We start from the raw sequence: 16,131 nt of genomic DNA, 5'->3' as shown, positions 1-16,131 counted from the left end.
CTAGCCACCGCGGCTGGCGAACCAGGCCCGCGCCGGTGGAGTCTTGATCAGGATGAGCGACACGCCGGCAAGCCCGCCCACCACCAGCGGCGTGACCATCGTCGGGTGATAGCTGAGCTTGCCCTGCGCCAGCAGCGTCACGATGACCACGACGAAAAGTCCGAAGGTGAACCCGGCCGGCACGGCCAGCCCGGCGGCATTGTCGCCGGTCCAGGCCATGAAGATCCCCATGGCCGCGAGCAGCACCACAAGCAACGCGATCGCGAGTACGCCGGCACCGATGCCCACCACCAGGACCTTGCCCAGTCCGTCGCCCTCGGCGCGCAGCATCGCGCGGAAGAAAGCGAACCCGGCGATCAGCCAGAGGACGATCGAGGGCACCATCAGCAGGACGGCGACGGTGACGACGACCGGCCGCCGACGTGGCGTCGGCACGGACGCGGAGCCGGACTCCGCTGACGTGTTCAGCACCTGTCCGTCCTGCTACTCATCGGACGGGCGGCGCCAGGCGGCGTCACCGGCCCGAGCGGGATCAGACAAGGTCTGATCGGTCGAGCCGACCGCCCCGCCCGGCGTCGACGGCGCGGCAGGCCCACCGCCGGCGAGCACGGGCTCTGCGGCCAGGCTGGCGTCTCGGCGGCGGCGCGAGCGGCGACGGAGCTTGACGATGGCCACCACTCCGCCGACGAGCATGGCCAGGAAGACCACCCAGACCAGCACGACGATCACGATTTCCGCGTAGTCGGGACCGTCGCTTCCGGCTGCCCGCGCGGCAGCGAGTGCCTCGTCGATCTCCGGCTCGCCGGTTGCCGCAGCGCGGCTGCCCCGCCCGTCGGGTTCGCCGGTCAACGCCTCCCGCAGGTCGAGTACGCCCCAGCCGTAGTACTCGTCGCGGCCCGGCTCACCGGCGTCCCTGGTGGTCTCAAGCAGCCGCTCGAACGTCTGGTACGCGTTCAGGTCCGGGTACTCGGCCTTGATCAGGGCCACCGCACCGGAGACGATCGCGGTGGCGCTGCTGCTGCCGGTCGCGGTGACGTACCGGCCACCTGGGCGAGCCAACGTCATGTCCTGACCGGGGGCGGCGATGCTGATCGGTAGGTCCAAGGTTCCCGGTACCGACCCCTTCTTGCTGATGACGCCCTTGCGGTCGACAGCGTTGACGGCGATGCTGCCGGGATGCGAGGCCGGCGCGCCGACGAGGATCTGGTCGTCGTTGCCGGCCGCGGCGACCACGATCACGTTGTTCTGGTAGGCGCGCTCGACCGCCCGGTTCAGCTCCTCGTTGAAGCTGCTGGACAGGGAAACGTTGATCACGTCGGCACCGGCGTCGATCGCCCAGTTGATGCCGGCGGCGAGGGCCGTCGGTGCGATCAACGGGGCGCCGTCCTTCTTGATCGTCACTGGAAGGATCTTGGCCTCGGGTGCCACGCCGAGCACGCCGTCACGGCCGCCAGGGCCGTGCCCGCGACCGGCGATAAGTGAGGCCATGCCGGTGCCGTGTCCCTGACGGTCGAGGCGGCCCTTGGTGCCGTCGTCGTAGAGGTCGATGCCGGGCAGGACGCCGCCGCGAAGATCCGGGTGTGTCGCGTCCACCCCGGTGTCGACCACCGCCACGGTGACGCCCTCGCCCTTGGTGATGTCGTGGAGCTCGGTCAGCTCCATGCTCTTGACGTGCCAGGATCTGTCGCGGACCGAGTCGGCGTGGGCGGGTGCGGCGGGCAGGGCGACGGCTGCCAGGACGCTCGCGGTGGTGAGCGCGGCGGCTGCCGATCGGGTGAGGACACGCATGCCCGTCAGCCTTCCTCTGTGCGCCGCCACGGGGACGGCTGCGAATAGACGGTCACCGCATGGTACGGGCCGGTCACCCAGGGTTGGGTGACCGGCCCGACGGCGTTCAGCTCTGGCCGAGGGTCCTGCCCTGCTCCCGGGGGCGGTGTTCGGCAGGGGCCTCCACCACACCAGCGGCGGAGGACTCGGTGACCCACAACTCGTCGTCACCGTCGCCGTACTCCCAGGTCTCCTGCTCTGCGTCGCGGGGTGCGGCCTTGCGTGGAGACGGCGTCGTCGGCCCGCCGCGTCGACCGCCCAGCGACGGAGCCGGCCCCGTCGCCGGCGCAGGTCGCCCGGTGCCCGCACCGGCGCGTCCGCTCAGATCGGGTCGGGCACCGGCAGGGCCTCCGCCGGTCACCGGCTTACCGGTGGCCGGTTTGCCGCTCAGCGGAGCGCTCGCCTTGGGCGGCCCGCCCGGCGCGGCACCCCGTTGACCGCCGAGGCTCGGCGGAGGTGCGGCAGGCCGTCCGGGGGCGGCGCCGCGCTGACTCGGGCGGGCGGTGGAGCCGGGCAGCCGCGGACTCGACGGCGGCGGAGTGGCCGAAGCGCCCGGCCGATTGCCCAGACCCGGCCGACCCCGGCCACCGCCGGGAGCGCCAGCGCCGGTGTTGCCGGGCAGGGTCGGGCGGCTCGGTGCGGGACTTTTCCGGCCACCCGGCGCGCCGGATCCGCTAGCCGGGCCACCTGCACCAGGAAGGGTGGGCCGGTTGGGCCCCGGCCCACGGCCACCGGGCGCGCCGGGACCACCCGCACCCGGCAGGGTGGCCCTCGGTGCGTTCGGTCGCGCTGAGTTCGGTGCGTTCATCCGGGGTTGCCCGGTCGCGGCCCAGGCGGGGCCACCGGCGGCACCACCGGACCGGGAGTCACGGGTGCCGTGGGTGCGGTGGTCACCGGCGGTGCGGTCGGCGGTGGGGCGACCGGCGCGGCGGCGCCACCTGCCAGACCGACGCCCTCCGGAAGATTTGGTGGCGGCGGTGGCGCGGCACCGGTCGGCGCGTCGGCCCCACCGGGTCGGGTCGGCAGATCCGGCCGGCTGGGCATGGCCGGGCGGTTCGGGGCGGCCCCGTTCATGGGTGCGCCGGGCGGGGGCGCCCCCGGACCGCCAGGGCGGGGCACGTTCGACGGATTGGTGATCACCGCATCCGTCGGGCCCTTGAACTTCCCGCCCCGGGAGATATTGGAGATGTAGACGTCGATGTAGAGGTCCGCCAGCGGCTTGGTGATGTTCTTGGCGCGCTGGTGGTACTCGTTCTGCACGTCCTCGTACGACTTGGCGTCGTTGCCTGTGACACCGGGGACCCATTCGACGAGGTCGACAGCCTGGACGCCCTCGTCGTTGGTCCGGCGCTCCCCCTGTCGGATCTGCTCGGCCCGGTACTCCTCCCAGAGCGTCTTCATCTCCCGCTGGGCAGTCCCGATCTTGCTGGCGAGCTGGTCGAGGCCGGTGGCGTTGTTGCTGGCCACCTCCTTCCACTCGTCGAGCGAGTGCAGCGTGGCACCCACGCGGGACATGAAGACCCGTGCCGCGGGCGACTGCCAGCGGGCGTCCAGGGAGTCGGCATGGCGCTTGAGATTGTCCCGAGTGGTCTGCAGCAGGCTCGCCGCTCGCCGCCACATGTCGGCGAGTGCCGTCGTCCGCTCGTCACTCTCCTTGCGGACGTACTCCCACATCTGCTCGATGTTCACCGAGTCCCAGGCCGTGGGCTCGTACGGCGTGGCCCCGGCGGCCCGCTCGGCGGCGTAGTCGTCCGACACGCCGGAGTACATCGGATAGCTGACCGGCTGCCAGCCGTAGTAGTCGTCGCTCATCCCCGCTCCTCGGGCCTCGCCCCTGACACCGTCACCGGAGATCCGACTGGGTTAGCCGGAGATCGTCGTCATGCATGCGCTCGCCGTCACCGTGGATCAGATACGTGCCCGAGCCCTCACCGACGACCTCCGCCCGCGCCCACTCCGGGGTCTCCTCGCTCTGCTCCCCGGTGGGGCAGGCGTCGAGGCCGTGGTAGGGATTCATCGGCTCCGGGTTCAGCGCCGCCTCCGGCACCGCGCCGGCCGGGTTCTCCGCGCCTTCCTGCCATCGGCCGCTGAGCGTGTCCTGACCGTCGACGGCGGAGAACGCGTTGTAGACGTCGTCGTTGGTGGCCTGGGCCAGCGCGTCCCCGGTCAGATACTCCGCCGAGATGGACATCGCGGCCGTGCTGAGCGCGGCCAGGCCCTTCATCACGTCGCCCATCAGGTGGGAGATGGCCATCCGGCTCTCGTCGTGCCGGCCCCGGAAGAACGCGGCTTCCTTCATCCCGCCACCACCGAACGGCGCCTGCACCGTGAGCATGGGGCGTAGGCCGTTGTCGAAGCTGGGCTGGAAGTTGGTCTCCATCTCCCGCTGGATGGCCAGCGCGAAGTCCTTCAGCTGCTGGATGTCGACGTCGATCTGTTCGTCGACGAGCCATTCGTCGCCCATGTCCCCTCCCCCGTTCACTCACACGATGCCGGCGCGGCTGCTTCCTTCTCCGACTGGTCGGGGGTCAGGCAGCCGCGCTCAGTGAGTCCACTCTGGCCGAGAGTAGCCCGATCGGGCAACCCCGTACCGGGCTCAGGAGCGCGGCGGAAGGTGCACCAGCTGCACCAACCGGGTACCGCCGCGCCGGGACACCAGCCAACCCCGACCCGGTGGCAGCGGTCCCGGCCGGACGGTGCCGAGCAGCACCCCCTCGTCCCGGTTGCCGGACATCACGATGCCGGGCGTGCTGATCTCCCGGAGCCGCATCAGCACCGGTTCGTACAGCGCCCGGCTGGCACCGCCGGTACGCCGGGCGATGACCACGTGCAGACCGATGTCGCGAGCCTGCGGCAGGAACTCCAGCAGCGGGGTCAACGGGTTGCTCCCGGCGCCGGCCACCAGGTCGTAGTCGTCGACGAGCACGTACAGGTCGGGACCCTTCCACCAGTCGCGGGCCCGCAGCCGCTCGGCGTTGATGTCCGGCGGCGGTAGCCGGTCGCGCATCACCGTGGCCACCTCGGTGACGATGCTCTCGGTGACCTGGGCGGTCGAGCCGTACCCGATCAGGTGCGGCGTGTCGATGTCGCCGAGCAGGCTACGCCGGTAGTCGACGATGACCAGCCGAGCCTCGGTCAACTCGTTGCGGTCGACGATGGTCTGCGCCAGCGCCCGCAGGAAGGTGCTCTTACCCGACTCACCGTCACCGAACAGAATGAAGTGCGGGTCGGCGGCGAAGTCCACGTGCACCGGCTGAAGGTCCACCTCGGCGATACCGATCGGGATCCCCGGGCGGCCGGTGTTGGGCAGGCTGCCGTACGGCACCACGGGCGGCAGCAACCGGATCGGCGGCGCTCCCGGCCCCTGCCAGGCGGCGGCCAGGTCGGTGACCAGCTTCCGCGCGCCCTCGGACAGGCTCTCCGCCTCCTGCGCGCTGTCCGCTCGGGGCAACGCCGCCAGGAACTGCTGCCCGTCCGGCGTGATGCCCCGGCCCGGTGACTTCTCCGGCACGTTCATCGCCGCCCGTCGGTCCAGGTTGGAGTCGCTGGCATCGGCCAGCCGCAACTCCAGCCGGGTGCCGAAGACGTCCCGGACTGCCGGTCGCAGGTCCATCCACCGACTCGCGGTCACGATCAGATGGATGCCGAAGGAGAGACCCCGGTTGGCGATGTCGTTGATCGTCGGTTCCAGGTCCTCGAATTCCGTGCGCAGCGTGGCCCAGCCGTCGATGACGAGGAAGACGTCGCCGAACGGGTCGTCGTCGTGCTGGCCGTGCCGCCGGGCCCGCCGGTACTCGGCCATCGAGTCCACCCCGCGCTCGGCGAACCGCCGCTCCCGCTCACCCATCAGCAGTTGCAGTTCCGCGACGGTACGCCGGACCAGGCCGGCGTCGAGGCGGGTCGCCACCGAGCCGACGTGCGGCAGGTCGCGCAGCGACGACAGTGCGCTGCTGCCCAGGTCGAGGCAGTAGACCTGGGCCTCCCGCGGCGTGTGGGTCAGTGCCAGGGAGGTGACGACCGTCCGCAGCAGGGTGCTCTTGCCGCTCTGCGGACCGCCGACGATCACCGCATGGCCGGCCGAGCCCGCCAGGTCGAACCAGAGCACGTCGCGGCGCTGCTCGAACGGCTTGTCGACGATGCCGACCGCGACCTGCAACTCGCCGAGCAGGCCGGCGTGCGCGACGGTGATGCCACGAGCGGGATCGGCGGTCATCGGAGGCAGCAACTGGTCCAGCGTCGGCGGCTCGGCCAGCGGGGGAAGCCACACCTGGTGTGCGGGCTTGCCCCGACCGGTGAGTCGACCGACCAGGATGTCCAGCACACTCTCGCCCACCCCGTCGGCCGGCTCCGGCGCCACCTCCTCCCGGGGGGCGCGGGTCACCGGCGGTGCCACGTAGCCGGTGGTGTACTCGCGTACCCGGTCCTCGCCGTCGCCGGCCGCGACCGCCGCCGCCGTCTTGCTGCGGTAGGTGCCGGAGACGTACGCGGCCTTGAACCGGACCAGCGGCTCGGTGCCGAATCGTAGGTATCCGTGCCCCGGAGAGCGGGGCAGCTCGTACGCGTCGGTGGCCCCCAGCACCACCCGCGACTCCATCGCCGAGAAGGTCCGCAGACCGATCCGGTACGACAGGTGCGTGTCGAGTCCCCGCAGCCGGCCCTCCTCCAGGCGTTGGCTCGCCAGCAGCAGGTGCACCCCGAGGGACCGACCGACCCGACCGATCTGCACGAACATGTCGATGAAGTCCGGCTTCGCGGTCAGCAGTTCGGAGAACTCGTCACAGATGATGAGCAGGCTCGGCAGTGGCGACAGCGGTGCGCCCGCCGCCCGGGCCTTCTCGTAGTCACGCTGTGAGGCGTAGTTGCCGGCCGCGCGGAGCAGCTCCTGCCGACGGACCAGCTCGCCGTTGATGGAGTCGGTCATCCGATCCACCAACGGCAACTCGTCGGCCAGGTTGGTGATCACCGCGCTGGTGTGGGGTAGGCCGTCCAGCCGGGTGAAGGTGGCACCACCCTTGAAGTCGACGAGCACGAAGTTGAGGCTCTCCGAGGAGTGGGTCGCCGCAAGCGCCAGCACCAGGGTCCGTAACAGCTCCGACTTACCGGAACCGGTCGCGCCGATCAGCAACCCGTGCGGGCCCATGCCGTCCTGCGCCGACTCCTTGAGGTCCAGCTCCACCGGTCCGCCATCGGCACCCACCCCGATAGGCACCCGCAGCTTGTCGCGGTTGGGGCGCGGCTGCCACGCCCGGTCGACCTCGAACTCGTACGGATCCCCGATGTCGAGTAGCTCGGCCAGGCCCAGCTCGGAGGTGAGCGGAGTGTCGCCCCCGCCCCGCGAGGCGGCGGAGAGGCGCAGCGGAGCCAGTTGCATGGCCAACGCCTCAAGCTCGGCCACCCGGCACTCGTCGGCCCGGCCGATCTCGGCCGGACCGTCCACGGTGATGCTGTGCAAACCGCGGTCCGCCGCCACCTCCAGCACCAGCCGCGCCCGATCGAGTAGCCGAGGTGCCGGCGTGGACAGGTCGAGCAGGGTGACGCCCTCCACCCCGCCCTCGGTCATCAGATGATCCGAACCGGCGGTGTCGCCACCGTCGATGACCACCAGCACGTGCGGCCCGGCGACCTGGGGCGTACCGCCACTGGCGTTGAACCGGGGCCGACTGGCCAGCACGTCGTCGAGCATCGCCTCCAGGCCGGTGACCGACGGTGCCACCAGGCGCAACTGGCCGAGTGCGTCGGTGCGGGACGGGTGCAGGGCGTGCGGCAGCCACTTCGTCCATTCCCAGTCCGCCCGCCGGTCCGGCGCCACACAGATCGCGACGAGCATGTCGTCGGGCGCGTGGAACGCGGTGGCCTGGGCGAGCACCGCCCGGACCATGCTCCGGGCGGCGTCGGTGTCGCCGCGCAGGTGCACCCGGGCGAATCCGTTGAGTGCCATGGTCACCGGTAGGTCCGGCACCTCGCCGTAGGTGGTGAGGAACCGGCGCAGCGCGAGGGCGCACATCGGCTCCAGCTTCTCCAGCGACGTGGCCGGCGGCGGCACCAGCGGAGTCGCCAACTCCTGTGGCCCCAGACCGATGCGTACGGTGGCGAAGTCCACGTCGCCACGACGACGCTCCCACAGCCGGGGGCCCAGTGGCAGTGACCAGAGGATGTCCGGGTCGGGGTGCCGGTAGAACGCCGCCTCCCGCTGCTTGCGGATGGTCTTGAGCACCCGGCGCCGCTGACGGGACAGATGTGTCATGTACTCGCGGCGCTTCTGCAGCATCTCCTGCTTGCCCGGTCCGCCGGAGTTGTTCGCCAGCTGCGACCCGAGCATCCCGATGGCGGAGAGTCCGAACAGGCCACCGGTGACGTACCCGAGGGTCGACCCGCCCCGGCCGGCGAACATCAGGGCCATCGCGAACGAGCCGGCGAGCATCGGCAGCAGCATCAGCATCTGCCCCCACGCCTTGCCGCTCGGCGCGGGCACCTCGGGCGGCGCGTCCAGCAGCACCTCGCCGGAGGGGTACTCCGGTTCCGGCTGGCGGGCAGGTCGCTTGACGACCACCGTGCTCACGTGACAGACCTCCGTCGCCTCGGTGCGCCGCGGTGAACCGCCCCCGCGTCACCGGCACATGGTAGGTAGCCTTTGCCCGTCAGGACAGCCGCGGGCCGCCGGCCCGCTCCTCGTACCGAGGGGTCGATAGTGGTCACCCAGGCCGGAACCGGACTCGCGCGCATCGCCGTCGTCGCCCCCAACCGCCGGTTGGATCTCGCCCTGCCCGAGCACCTGCCGCTCGTCGGATTGCTGCCCGCGGTGCTCCGACAGGCCGACGAGGAGCCGTCGGACGGCACCAGCCACGGAGGCTGGATGCTGCGCCGCGGTGACGGCAGTCCGGTCGACCTGGCCCGTACGCTCGCCGCGCAGAACGTCCGTGACGGCGAGACGCTGCACCTGGTGCCGCGCCGCACCGAGTGGCCCGAGCTGGCGTACGACGACCTGATGGAAGCCGTCGCCGACGGCGCCCGACGGCGCGGGGTGGCCTGGAGTCCCTTCGCGACCCGGCTGACCGGCCTGATCGTGGCCGGCGTGCTGCTCCTGCTCGGCCTCGTCGTGATCGTGACGTCCGAGGAGCCCGGCTGGCTCGGCGGTGCGGTGGCGCTCGGCGCGGCCGGCCTGCTGCTGGTCTGCGGGATCGTGCTGTCCCGGGCGATGGCCGACTCGCTCGCCGGTGCGGTCGTCGCCGCCGCCGGGCTGCCCTACGCCTTCGTCGGCGGCGTGCTGGTGATCGGCACCGGCGAGTCGGTCTGGGCACTGGGCGCCCCGCACGTACTGCTCGGCTCCGCCGTGCTGCTGCTCTCCGGGCTGCTCGGGCTGCTCGGCGTGGGTGACGCGACGAGGGTCTTCGTGGCCGCGGTCTTCGTCGGCTTCTGGGGCATGGTCGGCGGGTTGATCGCGCTCGGCTCGATGGACGCCGCACAGGGCAGTGCGATCGTGGTCGGTGCGGTGGTGTTGCTGCTGCCGGCCATGCCGCTGCTCTCCGTACGGCTCGGCAAGATGCCGATGCCGGCGTTGCCGCGCACCGCCGCGGACCTGCTGCGCGACGAGCCGCAGCCGAAGCGGGAAGTGATCTACCAGGCCACCGCACGAGCCGACGAGGTCTTCACCGGCATGATCTTCGGCGCCTTCGTCGTCACCATCGCCGGTCTGATCGTCCTCACCGCGACCGGCACGCTCTCCGCCCTGCTGCTCGCCGGCATCATCTCGCTCGGCTACCTGCTGCGTGCCCGACTGGTCTCGACGGTCCGGCACCGGGTGCCGATGCTGGCCGTCGGTCTGGTGGGCCTCGGCCTGCTGCCCCTGATCGGTGCGGCCGACGCGTCGACCGGGGCCCGGGTGCTGGCCGTGCTGCCGGTGGCCCTGGTCGCGGCCGGACTGTCGGCCGCCGCCGGACTCGCCTACAGCCGACGTGCCCCGTCACCCCGGCTGGCCCGGCTCGGCGACGTGTTCGACATCCTGCTCCAGTTGGCGGTGGTTCCGGTCGCGTGCAGCGTGCTGGGCCTGTACGCGTTCATGCGGGCCATCAACGGCTGACGTCTCCGTCACCAGTCCCGGTCGCTGGCCTCGGACATCTCGGTACCTCGGATCAGGTTGACGATGGCGGTGTCGATGTCGGGGCCGACGAAGAAGTCGTCGGCCCAGTGCAGCATGAAGACCCGCCCCTGCGCGTCGGCGACCAGTTCGGACGGCCCGTCCTCGTTGTTGCCGATCGGATAGACCGGGTTGTCGAACTCTACGGCGAAAGCCCGCGCCTTGTCCGTGACGATTTCGCCCAAGGTTGGAAAGAGATAGCTGGTGAAGCCACCTTCCGGTTCGCCGGGTCTGTCGAGCTGCGGCAGCTCCAGGCCGCCGAACTCGATCAATGCTGCCCGGACGGTCGGCGGGCATTCCAATCCAGCCAGTTCGTCAGCGAAGCTGACCATCCAGTGGTTCACTCCGGCGCTGAAGTCACGACCGGGAAACCAGCCGGCCCGGTCCAGCACCCGTCGCACGTCGGGGGGAAACCGTCCTTCGGCTGCCCGGTACAGTGCGTACTCTTCGGCCACCATTGGTGCGGAGAGCGACGCCCATTGGGAGACCTCACCGGTTTCGCGGTCAACGACCGCTCGCGGATGCCCCGTCGACGGGGGCGGTATGGGCACGCCGTCAACGACGCCCGTTTCCGGGAGAACGCGCCAGACGACATAGCCCAGGTCGAACTCGTAAAGGTCCACTTCGGGTGCGGGACCCGGTCTGCCCGCACGGGCCCATTCGCGGGCGATGGCCAGGGCCTCGTCGCGGCTGATCATCGAAGGACTCCTCGGGCTGCCCTATCCCTCGACGACGGCCAAGGGTCGGGCTTACCAGTCCCGGTCGCTGGCCTCGGACATCTCGGTACCTCGGATCAGGTTGACGATGGCGGTGTCGATGTCGGGGCCGACGAAGAAGTCGTCGGCCCAGTGCAGCATGAACACGCGCCCCTGCGCGTCGGCGACCAGTTCGGACGGCCCGTCCTCGTTGTTGCCGAGCGGAAAAACCGGATTCTCGAAATCCTCGGAGAACGCATGCGCCTTGTCGGTCACCACACCACCGACTGTGGGATGGATGAAACTCATGTAACCGCCGCCGGGCTCGCCGTGACCGCCGAACTGCGGCAACTGGAGACCACCGAACTCGACGAGCGCGGCTCGGGCGACGGGTGAGCACTCAAGCCCGGCCAGTTCGTCGGCAAAGCGGACCATCCAGTGGTTCACCGCCGAGGTCACGTCTCGGCCGGGATACCAGCCTGCTTTGTCCAACACGTGCCGCACGTCGGGCGGAAAACGTCCCTCGGCGGCCCGGTGCTGCGTGTACTCCTCGGCAACCAGCGACGGCGGCAGTGAACGCCATTTGGACACTTCGCCGGTCTGCCGATCGACGACTACTAGGGGATACCCGGTGGCAGAGGGCGGCGCGGGTGGCCCTTCAGTCGGTGGCGCGGCCGGGAGAACGCGCCAGACGACATAGCCCAGGTCGAACTCGTAAAGGTCCACTTCGGGTGCGGGACCCGGTCTGCCCGCACGGGCCCATTCGCGGGCGATAGCCAGGGCCTCGTCGCGGCTGATCATCGGACTCCTCGGGCTGCCGTCGTCGGTTCCGCCGGCCGACACCGGATGCGGGCACCGGGCGGCTCGACGCCGTGCCTATGGTAGGCACCGCGGTCCGGCGCTCGTGACCGTGCGGGCGTACGCCAGGGGAGGCTGCCATGCCGTCGCGGCGGGACCAGGTCCAGTCGTACCAGTTCTTCGTTCAGCGGATGACCTCCGCGCTGGTGGCGCGCGAGCCCGATCCGGAGGCGGCACCGTTCCGGCGACTGGGTGGTGCCGGCTTCGCCAGCGTCATGGTGGCCGTGCTCTGTCTGGCCGCGGTGGGGGTGTACGGCCTGTTGCGGCCGGGCGGCGCGACCAAGTGGAAGGAGGGCGGCGCGGTCATCCTGGAGAAGGAGACCGGCACCCGCTACCTGTACCGGGAGGGCCGGCTGCATCCGGTGCTCAACTACGCCTCCGCGCTGCTGGCGATGGAGACCGCGGCACCGACCGTCTCGGTCTCCCGGAATTCGCTCGTCGGCACCCCGCGTGGCCCGCGCATCGGCATCCCGTTCGCCCCGGACGCGTTGCCCCCGGCCAGCCGCATTCTGGACGGGCCCTGGACTCTCTGCACCCAGCCGGCGCGTAACGCGGCCGGTGGTGTCGTCGCGACCACCGTGCTCACCGTCGGGCGGGCACCCGGCGGTGGACGGGATCCGGGTGACAGCGCACTGCTGGTACGCGACCGCAAGACGGACCGGCTGCACCTGGTCTGGCACGACCACCGGTACGAGATCCGCAGCGAGAAGATCGTGTTGGAGGGTCTCACCCTGAGCGCTGAGCCGGTGGTGGAGGTGGGTGGTGCGTGGCTGAACGCCTTGCCGGCCGGTGAGCCGATCGCGCCTCGACGGGTGGCCGACCGGGGAGCATCCTCGACCGCGTTGCCGGACGCCCGGGTTGGTCAGGTCTTCGTGGTGGAGAGTCAGGGCGGCAGCCGCCAGTACTATCTCGCCGAGCGGACGCGCCTGGTGCCGATCACCCCGCTCCAGGCGGATGTGGTGATGGCCGACACGGAGACGCAGCTGGCCTACCCGGGAGGGGCGAGGCCCTACCCGATCGAACTGGCTGCCGGTACCGCCGCTGCGGCGCCCAAGGCGGGTGCGCCGGCCCAGGGCCGGCATCGAGCGCCGGAGCAGCGGCCGGAGATCGCCCGGTTGGCTGGAGACCAGCCGGCCATCTGCGCGGCCTACCAACCGGGCGCGGACGAGCCGAAGCTGCTGCTCGACGCGCAGGTTCAACCGGTGCGAGAGCCGGTGCGCACCGGTGAGCAGACCGGTGACGGCATCCCGCTCGCCGACCGGGTCGTCATCGAGCCGGGTCACGGCGTCCTGGTTGCCGCGGTCTCCTCTCCGGACCAGGAGACGGGCACCCTCAACCTGGTCACCGACCTGGGGCACCGCTACCCGCTCGCCTCCGAGGGGGTGCCCGCGATCCTCGGCTATTCGGAGGTGCAGCCGGTACGCCTGCCCGCCAGCCTGGTGGTCCGGCTGCCCGCAGGTCCCGTACTCGATCCCACGACGGCGAAGCTCGCGCTCGACCCGGAATGACCTGACCAGCCACAATGGAGAAGCGGAACGCGTCACGGTCTAGCGCGGGCTGGACACGACCCGTTACCGTTCGTACGACGATGGTGCGCAAGCACCGACTGACCGGGCGCCCCGATGGATCGGGGCGATCAACTGAGGACGGGGGTGACTTCCGCCATGTCGATGAACACCGACACCGGCTTGATGCTGAAGACCGAGGGTGACGTCGATGCCGTCGCCGATCGGCTCACCAGCAATCTCAACTCGCTGATGGACCAGCTCGCGCCGCTGTACGACCAGTGGAGGGGCGCGGGTGCCGGTTCCTTCCAGCAGGTGCGTGAGCGGTTCGACCAGGACATGGCCCGCCTCAACGTAGCGCTGCGGGCGATCGCCGAAGCGGTCGGGTCTGCCGGTAAGGACTACGACGTCAGCGACGAGGAGATCCGGGCCGACATGGACAGTGCGGGTGCCACCGCCGGCCAGATCACCGCGGCGCTGAAGCTCTGACGGGGGAGAAGACTCATGACGGAGATTCGGTACAACTTCGCCGGGTTGAACGCCGCGGCGGACAGTTGCAGTGGAGCGGTCCGGAACCTGACCGGAGAACTGGACGGGCTCAAGTCCGGCATCGCACCGCTGCTGGCCACCTGGGACGGTGACGCCCGCGAGGCGTACTTCCAGCGGCAGACTGAGTGGGAGTCGGCCGCCAACGACCTTCGTGACCTGCTCGGTCGGATCGAGAAGGCGCTGCGCGAGTCGGCCGGGAAGATGCAGGCCCGCGAGGCGGCCAACCGCGCGAAGTTCGGCGGCTGAGAACCAGCACCGCAGCACCCGATGGCCCGGCCCGCGCCGGGCCATCGTCGTCTGCACCACAAGCAGCCGTCCGACGATCGGCGCGGCCGCCTCAACCGCGCGGCATCGAGCTCGGTACCCGGAAGAAGAGTTCCTCCGGCTCGTCGATCTCCGGCTCCGTCGGGGGAGAGGCCGAGGGGCGGGTGGGGCGCCACCGCGTGCGGCGGCCACGCGGCAGCAGTGCGGCCAGCACCGCGACTCCGACCGCAACCGTGGCCAGCGCGAGGCCGATCCAGAGCGCCAGCCGACCGAACAGTGCCCAGCGCTCCGCGCGAGCCTGCGCCGCCGCGTCGTACGGCACGTCGGGCAGCGGAGGTTGAGCCACCGGTTCCCCGGTGGTGAGCCGTTCGGTGACCGCCCGGTACGGGTTGACCACCCCGCTGCCGTAGCCGCGTGCGGCGTCACCCCGGGCCGGATCGGCGGTGGCCAGTATCCGCTTGGCGACCTCCCGGGCCGACAGGTTCGGCTCCGCCGCGCGGATCAGGGCGGCGGTCGCACTCACCATCGGGGCGGCGAAGCTGGTCCCGTCGTAGGTGTTGTGCCCAACCAGCCGGGTGGCGGCCACCACCGCGCCGCCTGGTGCGGCGATGTCCACGTACGGCCCGATCTGGGACTGCCGGATTCGCGCACCGTACTGGTCGATGGCGCCCACCCCGATCACGCCGTCGTAGGCCGCCGGGTAGGGCAGCGGATCCGGGCGGGCACCGTCCTGATGCTGGTTACCGGCGGCGGCGACCAGCACGACGTCCTTCTCCAGCGCGTAGCGCACGGCCTGTTCCACGTCCGGGTCCGGCTGGTACAGCGTCACCGACAAGTTGATGACGTCGGCACCGTCGTCGACGGCGCGTCGGATGGCCTGCGCGAAGACGGCCCCGGTGACGGTGTCGCCGCCCGCGCCCGGGCCCTCGTTGGCGTTGCGTTCACTGACCCGGATCGGCACGATCGTCACATCCGGCGCCAGACCGTGGAAGCCGACCCCGTCCTGCTGGCGGGCGGCGATGATGCTGGCCACGGCGGTGCCGTGAGACACGCAGTCCACATCGCCACCCGGGGTGCCGCGCAGGGCGTCGAAGCCGGTGGCCACCCGGTCGGCCAACTGGGGATGGCTGCTGTCGGTGCCGGAGTCGACGACCGCGACTCGCACTCCCGATCCGGTGCTGAACGGCCACACCCGCTGCGGGGCGAGCCACCGCTGATGCCAGGGCGTCTCGGTGTTGACCTCTCCCGGATCGCTCGGATTATCGCAAATCGCCGGTGCGGCAGCCGCCGGGCTCGCCACGGGAATCGTCAGCGTCGTGGCCAACAGCATGCGCACCAGTGCGAACGTCGTCACAGGACGGTCCCGGAACATGTCTGCACGCCTCCCGTCAACCGGTCCCGCTGCATCCTAGCGGCGGGTGGCCTCCAGACCGGGCACCCCGATGTCGTGCCCATTCAGTATGGTCGAGTTGTCACGCCCGGGCGTGGGCGGCGGATGGGACCTGCGCGGGGAGGAACACGCCATGGACGTACAGGCGCTGCGCGCCCGTGCCGACGAGCTGATGGCGCAGTTCGAGCGGATGCGCTCCGGCGTCGGCGACCTGCAGCAACAGCTCAAGACGGTGAAGGCCACCGTCACCTCCGAAGACGGCCTGGTCACCGTCACGGTCGGCCCCCGTGGCCAGGTGACGAAGGTCGAGTTCGACCCGCGGATCTACCGCCGGCCCAACTCGAAGGAGCTTTCCGCGACCGTCACCGAGACGATCCGGCGGGCGACCGAGCAGGCCATGGCCGAGGTCGAGAAGCTGGTCCGACCGTTCGTACCGGACAGTCAGTTTCAGGCGTACATCGACCACGATCTCGACGGCATCTTCCGTCAACTGGACAGCGAACTGCCCGGGGAGGAACGGCGATGAGCGAGCTACGCGAGACCTTCGTCAAGCCCGACGCCGCGTTGGAGGGTGCCAATGAGCTCGGTGCGGCCGGTGCTCGCCTCGCCATGACCTGGCAGAATCTCGCCGCGACCATCGGGACGCTCAACGGTGGGCGACCCTGGGGTGACGACGAGCCGGGCAACGAGTTCAACAAGAACTACCTCGGCGGTGACGATCAGCCGGCGCAGCGGGTCCTCGACCTCACAGCGGATCTGGTGCCCCTGGTCGAGGTGCTCGGGCCCACCGTCAAGGGCGCGGTCGAGGGCACCGTCGACACCGACGACATGGTGAAGACGCTGTTCGGCGGCGACGACAAGTAGCAGCTCACCCGCTACGAGTCGGCATCGGACAGAGGGGCTTTCGGG

At 70.8% G+C, this 16,131-nt stretch carries 15 protein-coding genes; 6 read left to right on the top strand and 9 right to left on the bottom strand.

Annotated features, from left to right (window positions below; genetic code table 11):
- From ENC19_RS25525 to eccCa, 6 genes are all read right to left on the bottom strand, one after another.
- Nucleotides 1–471, bottom strand: a complete 471-nt coding sequence (locus tag ENC19_RS25525; protein ID WP_164449601.1) for a hypothetical protein — start codon at nucleotides 469–471, stop codon at nucleotides 1–3.
- Between the two features lie 12 nt (nucleotides 472–483).
- On the bottom strand, nucleotides 484–1,788 hold the full coding sequence (gene mycP, locus ENC19_RS25520; RefSeq protein WP_164449600.1) for a type VII secretion-associated serine protease mycosin: 1,305 nt from the start codon (nucleotides 1,786–1,788) through the stop codon (nucleotides 484–486).
- A gap of 106 nt (nucleotides 1,789–1,894) precedes the next feature.
- Complete coding sequence (locus ENC19_RS25515) at nucleotides 1,895–2,188, bottom strand: hypothetical protein (RefSeq protein ID WP_164449599.1); 294 nt, start codon at nucleotides 2,186–2,188, stop codon at nucleotides 1,895–1,897.
- 443 nt (nucleotides 2,189–2,631) lie between these two features.
- Nucleotides 2,632–3,639 carry a WXG100 family type VII secretion target gene (locus tag ENC19_RS25510; RefSeq protein WP_164449598.1) on the bottom strand — a complete coding sequence of 336 codons (1,008 nt, stop codon included), beginning with the start codon at nucleotides 3,637–3,639 and terminating at the stop codon, nucleotides 2,632–2,634.
- A 31-nt stretch (nucleotides 3,640–3,670) separates the two neighbouring features.
- Nucleotides 3,671–4,291 (bottom strand): hypothetical protein, encoded by a 621-nt coding sequence (locus ENC19_RS25505; RefSeq protein ID WP_164449597.1) that lies wholly within the window; start codon nucleotides 4,289–4,291, stop codon nucleotides 3,671–3,673.
- Between the two features lie 132 nt (nucleotides 4,292–4,423).
- Complete coding sequence (gene eccCa / locus ENC19_RS25500) at nucleotides 4,424–8,386, bottom strand: type VII secretion protein EccCa (protein ID WP_164449596.1); 3,963 nt, start codon at nucleotides 8,384–8,386, stop codon at nucleotides 4,424–4,426.
- Between the two features lie 129 nt (nucleotides 8,387–8,515).
- Here eccCa and eccD point away from each other — a divergent pair, with 129 nt between their 5' ends.
- Nucleotides 8,516–9,904 (top strand): type VII secretion integral membrane protein EccD, encoded by a 1,389-nt coding sequence (gene eccD, locus ENC19_RS25495; protein WP_164449595.1) that lies wholly within the window; start codon nucleotides 8,516–8,518, stop codon nucleotides 9,902–9,904.
- A gap of 8 nt (nucleotides 9,905–9,912) precedes the next feature.
- On the opposite strand, the gene ENC19_RS25490 is transcribed toward eccD, so the two are convergent.
- Nucleotides 9,913–10,659 (bottom strand): SUKH-3 domain-containing protein, encoded by a 747-nt coding sequence (locus ENC19_RS25490; protein WP_164449594.1) that lies wholly within the window; start codon nucleotides 10,657–10,659, stop codon nucleotides 9,913–9,915.
- Nucleotides 10,660–10,710: 51 nt separating this feature from the next.
- Complete coding sequence (locus ENC19_RS25485) at nucleotides 10,711–11,457, bottom strand: SUKH-3 domain-containing protein (protein WP_164449593.1); 747 nt, start codon at nucleotides 11,455–11,457, stop codon at nucleotides 10,711–10,713.
- A 137-nt stretch (nucleotides 11,458–11,594) separates the two neighbouring features.
- Between ENC19_RS25485 and eccB the strand changes: the two genes are divergently transcribed.
- The 3 genes from eccB to ENC19_RS25470 all read left to right on the top strand — a co-directional run bounded on the left by eccB (nucleotide 11,595) and on the right by ENC19_RS25470 (nucleotide 13,814).
- A complete protein-coding gene (gene eccB / locus ENC19_RS25480; protein ID WP_164449592.1) occupies nucleotides 11,595–13,022 on the top strand; it encodes a type VII secretion protein EccB in 1,428 nt (475 codons plus the stop codon).
- 156 nt (nucleotides 13,023–13,178) lie between these two features.
- Nucleotides 13,179–13,508 (top strand): WXG100 family type VII secretion target, encoded by a 330-nt coding sequence (locus ENC19_RS25475; protein ID WP_164449591.1) that lies wholly within the window; start codon nucleotides 13,179–13,181, stop codon nucleotides 13,506–13,508.
- A 15-nt stretch (nucleotides 13,509–13,523) separates the two neighbouring features.
- Nucleotides 13,524–13,814 carry a WXG100 family type VII secretion target gene (locus ENC19_RS25470; RefSeq protein ID WP_164449590.1) on the top strand — a complete coding sequence of 97 codons (291 nt, stop codon included), beginning with the start codon at nucleotides 13,524–13,526 and terminating at the stop codon, nucleotides 13,812–13,814.
- A gap of 91 nt (nucleotides 13,815–13,905) precedes the next feature.
- Here ENC19_RS25470 and mycP (ENC19_RS25465) read toward each other — a convergent pair whose 3' ends face one another.
- The gene (gene mycP / locus ENC19_RS25465) at nucleotides 13,906–15,204 is read right to left on the bottom strand and encodes a type VII secretion-associated serine protease mycosin (RefSeq protein ID WP_235945114.1); all 1,299 of its coding nucleotides are present in this window, start codon (nucleotides 15,202–15,204) and stop codon (nucleotides 13,906–13,908) included.
- A 151-nt stretch (nucleotides 15,205–15,355) separates the two neighbouring features.
- On the opposite strand from mycP (ENC19_RS25465), the gene ENC19_RS25460 reads away from it, so the two are divergent.
- Both ENC19_RS25460 and ENC19_RS25455 read left to right on the top strand, forming a co-directional pair.
- Nucleotides 15,356–15,748, top strand: coding sequence for a YbaB/EbfC family nucleoid-associated protein (locus ENC19_RS25460; protein ID WP_099852692.1), 393 nt, complete (start codon nucleotides 15,356–15,358; stop codon nucleotides 15,746–15,748).
- Complete coding sequence (locus ENC19_RS25455) at nucleotides 15,745–16,086, top strand: hypothetical protein (protein ID WP_164449589.1); 342 nt, start codon at nucleotides 15,745–15,747, stop codon at nucleotides 16,084–16,086. The genes ENC19_RS25460 and ENC19_RS25455 overlap by 4 nt, the downstream gene beginning before the upstream one ends.
- Nucleotides 16,087–16,131 lie beyond the last annotated feature (45 nt).

The organism is Verrucosispora sioxanthis (genome assembly GCF_010560025.1).
Lineage (GTDB): Bacteria > Actinomycetota > Actinomycetes > Mycobacteriales > Micromonosporaceae > Micromonospora > Micromonospora palythoicola.
The sequence above is the reverse complement of the archived record's forward strand: the minus strand, read 5'-3'. Positions and strand labels throughout refer to the sequence as shown.

What these genes read in the sequence shown, in the direction of transcription:
- eccB (WP_164449592.1), top strand. Translation starts at nt 11,595, where the DNA reads ATGCCGTCGCGGCGGGACCAGGTCCAGTCGTACCAGTTCTTCGTTCAG.
- ENC19_RS25490 (WP_164449594.1), bottom strand. Translation starts at nt 10,659, where the DNA reads ATGATCAGCCGCGACGAGGCCCTGGCCATCGCCCGCGAATGGGCCCGT.
- ENC19_RS25470 (WP_164449590.1), top strand. Translation starts at nt 13,524, where the DNA reads ATGACGGAGATTCGGTACAACTTCGCCGGGTTGAACGCCGCGGCGGAC.
- ENC19_RS25510 (WP_164449598.1), bottom strand. Translation starts at nt 3,639, where the DNA reads ATGAGCGACGACTACTACGGCTGGCAGCCGGTCAGCTATCCGATGTAC.
- ENC19_RS25455 (WP_164449589.1), top strand. Translation starts at nt 15,745, where the DNA reads ATGAGCGAGCTACGCGAGACCTTCGTCAAGCCCGACGCCGCGTTGGAG.
- ENC19_RS25460 (WP_099852692.1), top strand. Translation starts at nt 15,356, where the DNA reads ATGGACGTACAGGCGCTGCGCGCCCGTGCCGACGAGCTGATGGCGCAG.
- ENC19_RS25485 (WP_164449593.1), bottom strand. Translation starts at nt 11,457, where the DNA reads ATGATCAGCCGCGACGAGGCCCTGGCTATCGCCCGCGAATGGGCCCGT.
- mycP (WP_235945114.1), bottom strand. Translation starts at nt 15,204, where the DNA reads ATGTTCCGGGACCGTCCTGTGACGACGTTCGCACTGGTGCGCATGCTG.
- mycP (WP_164449600.1), bottom strand. Translation starts at nt 1,788, where the DNA reads ATGCGTGTCCTCACCCGATCGGCAGCCGCCGCGCTCACCACCGCGAGC.
- ENC19_RS25505 (WP_164449597.1), bottom strand. Translation starts at nt 4,291, where the DNA reads ATGGGCGACGAATGGCTCGTCGACGAACAGATCGACGTCGACATCCAG.
- ENC19_RS25475 (WP_164449591.1), top strand. Translation starts at nt 13,179, where the DNA reads ATGTCGATGAACACCGACACCGGCTTGATGCTGAAGACCGAGGGTGAC.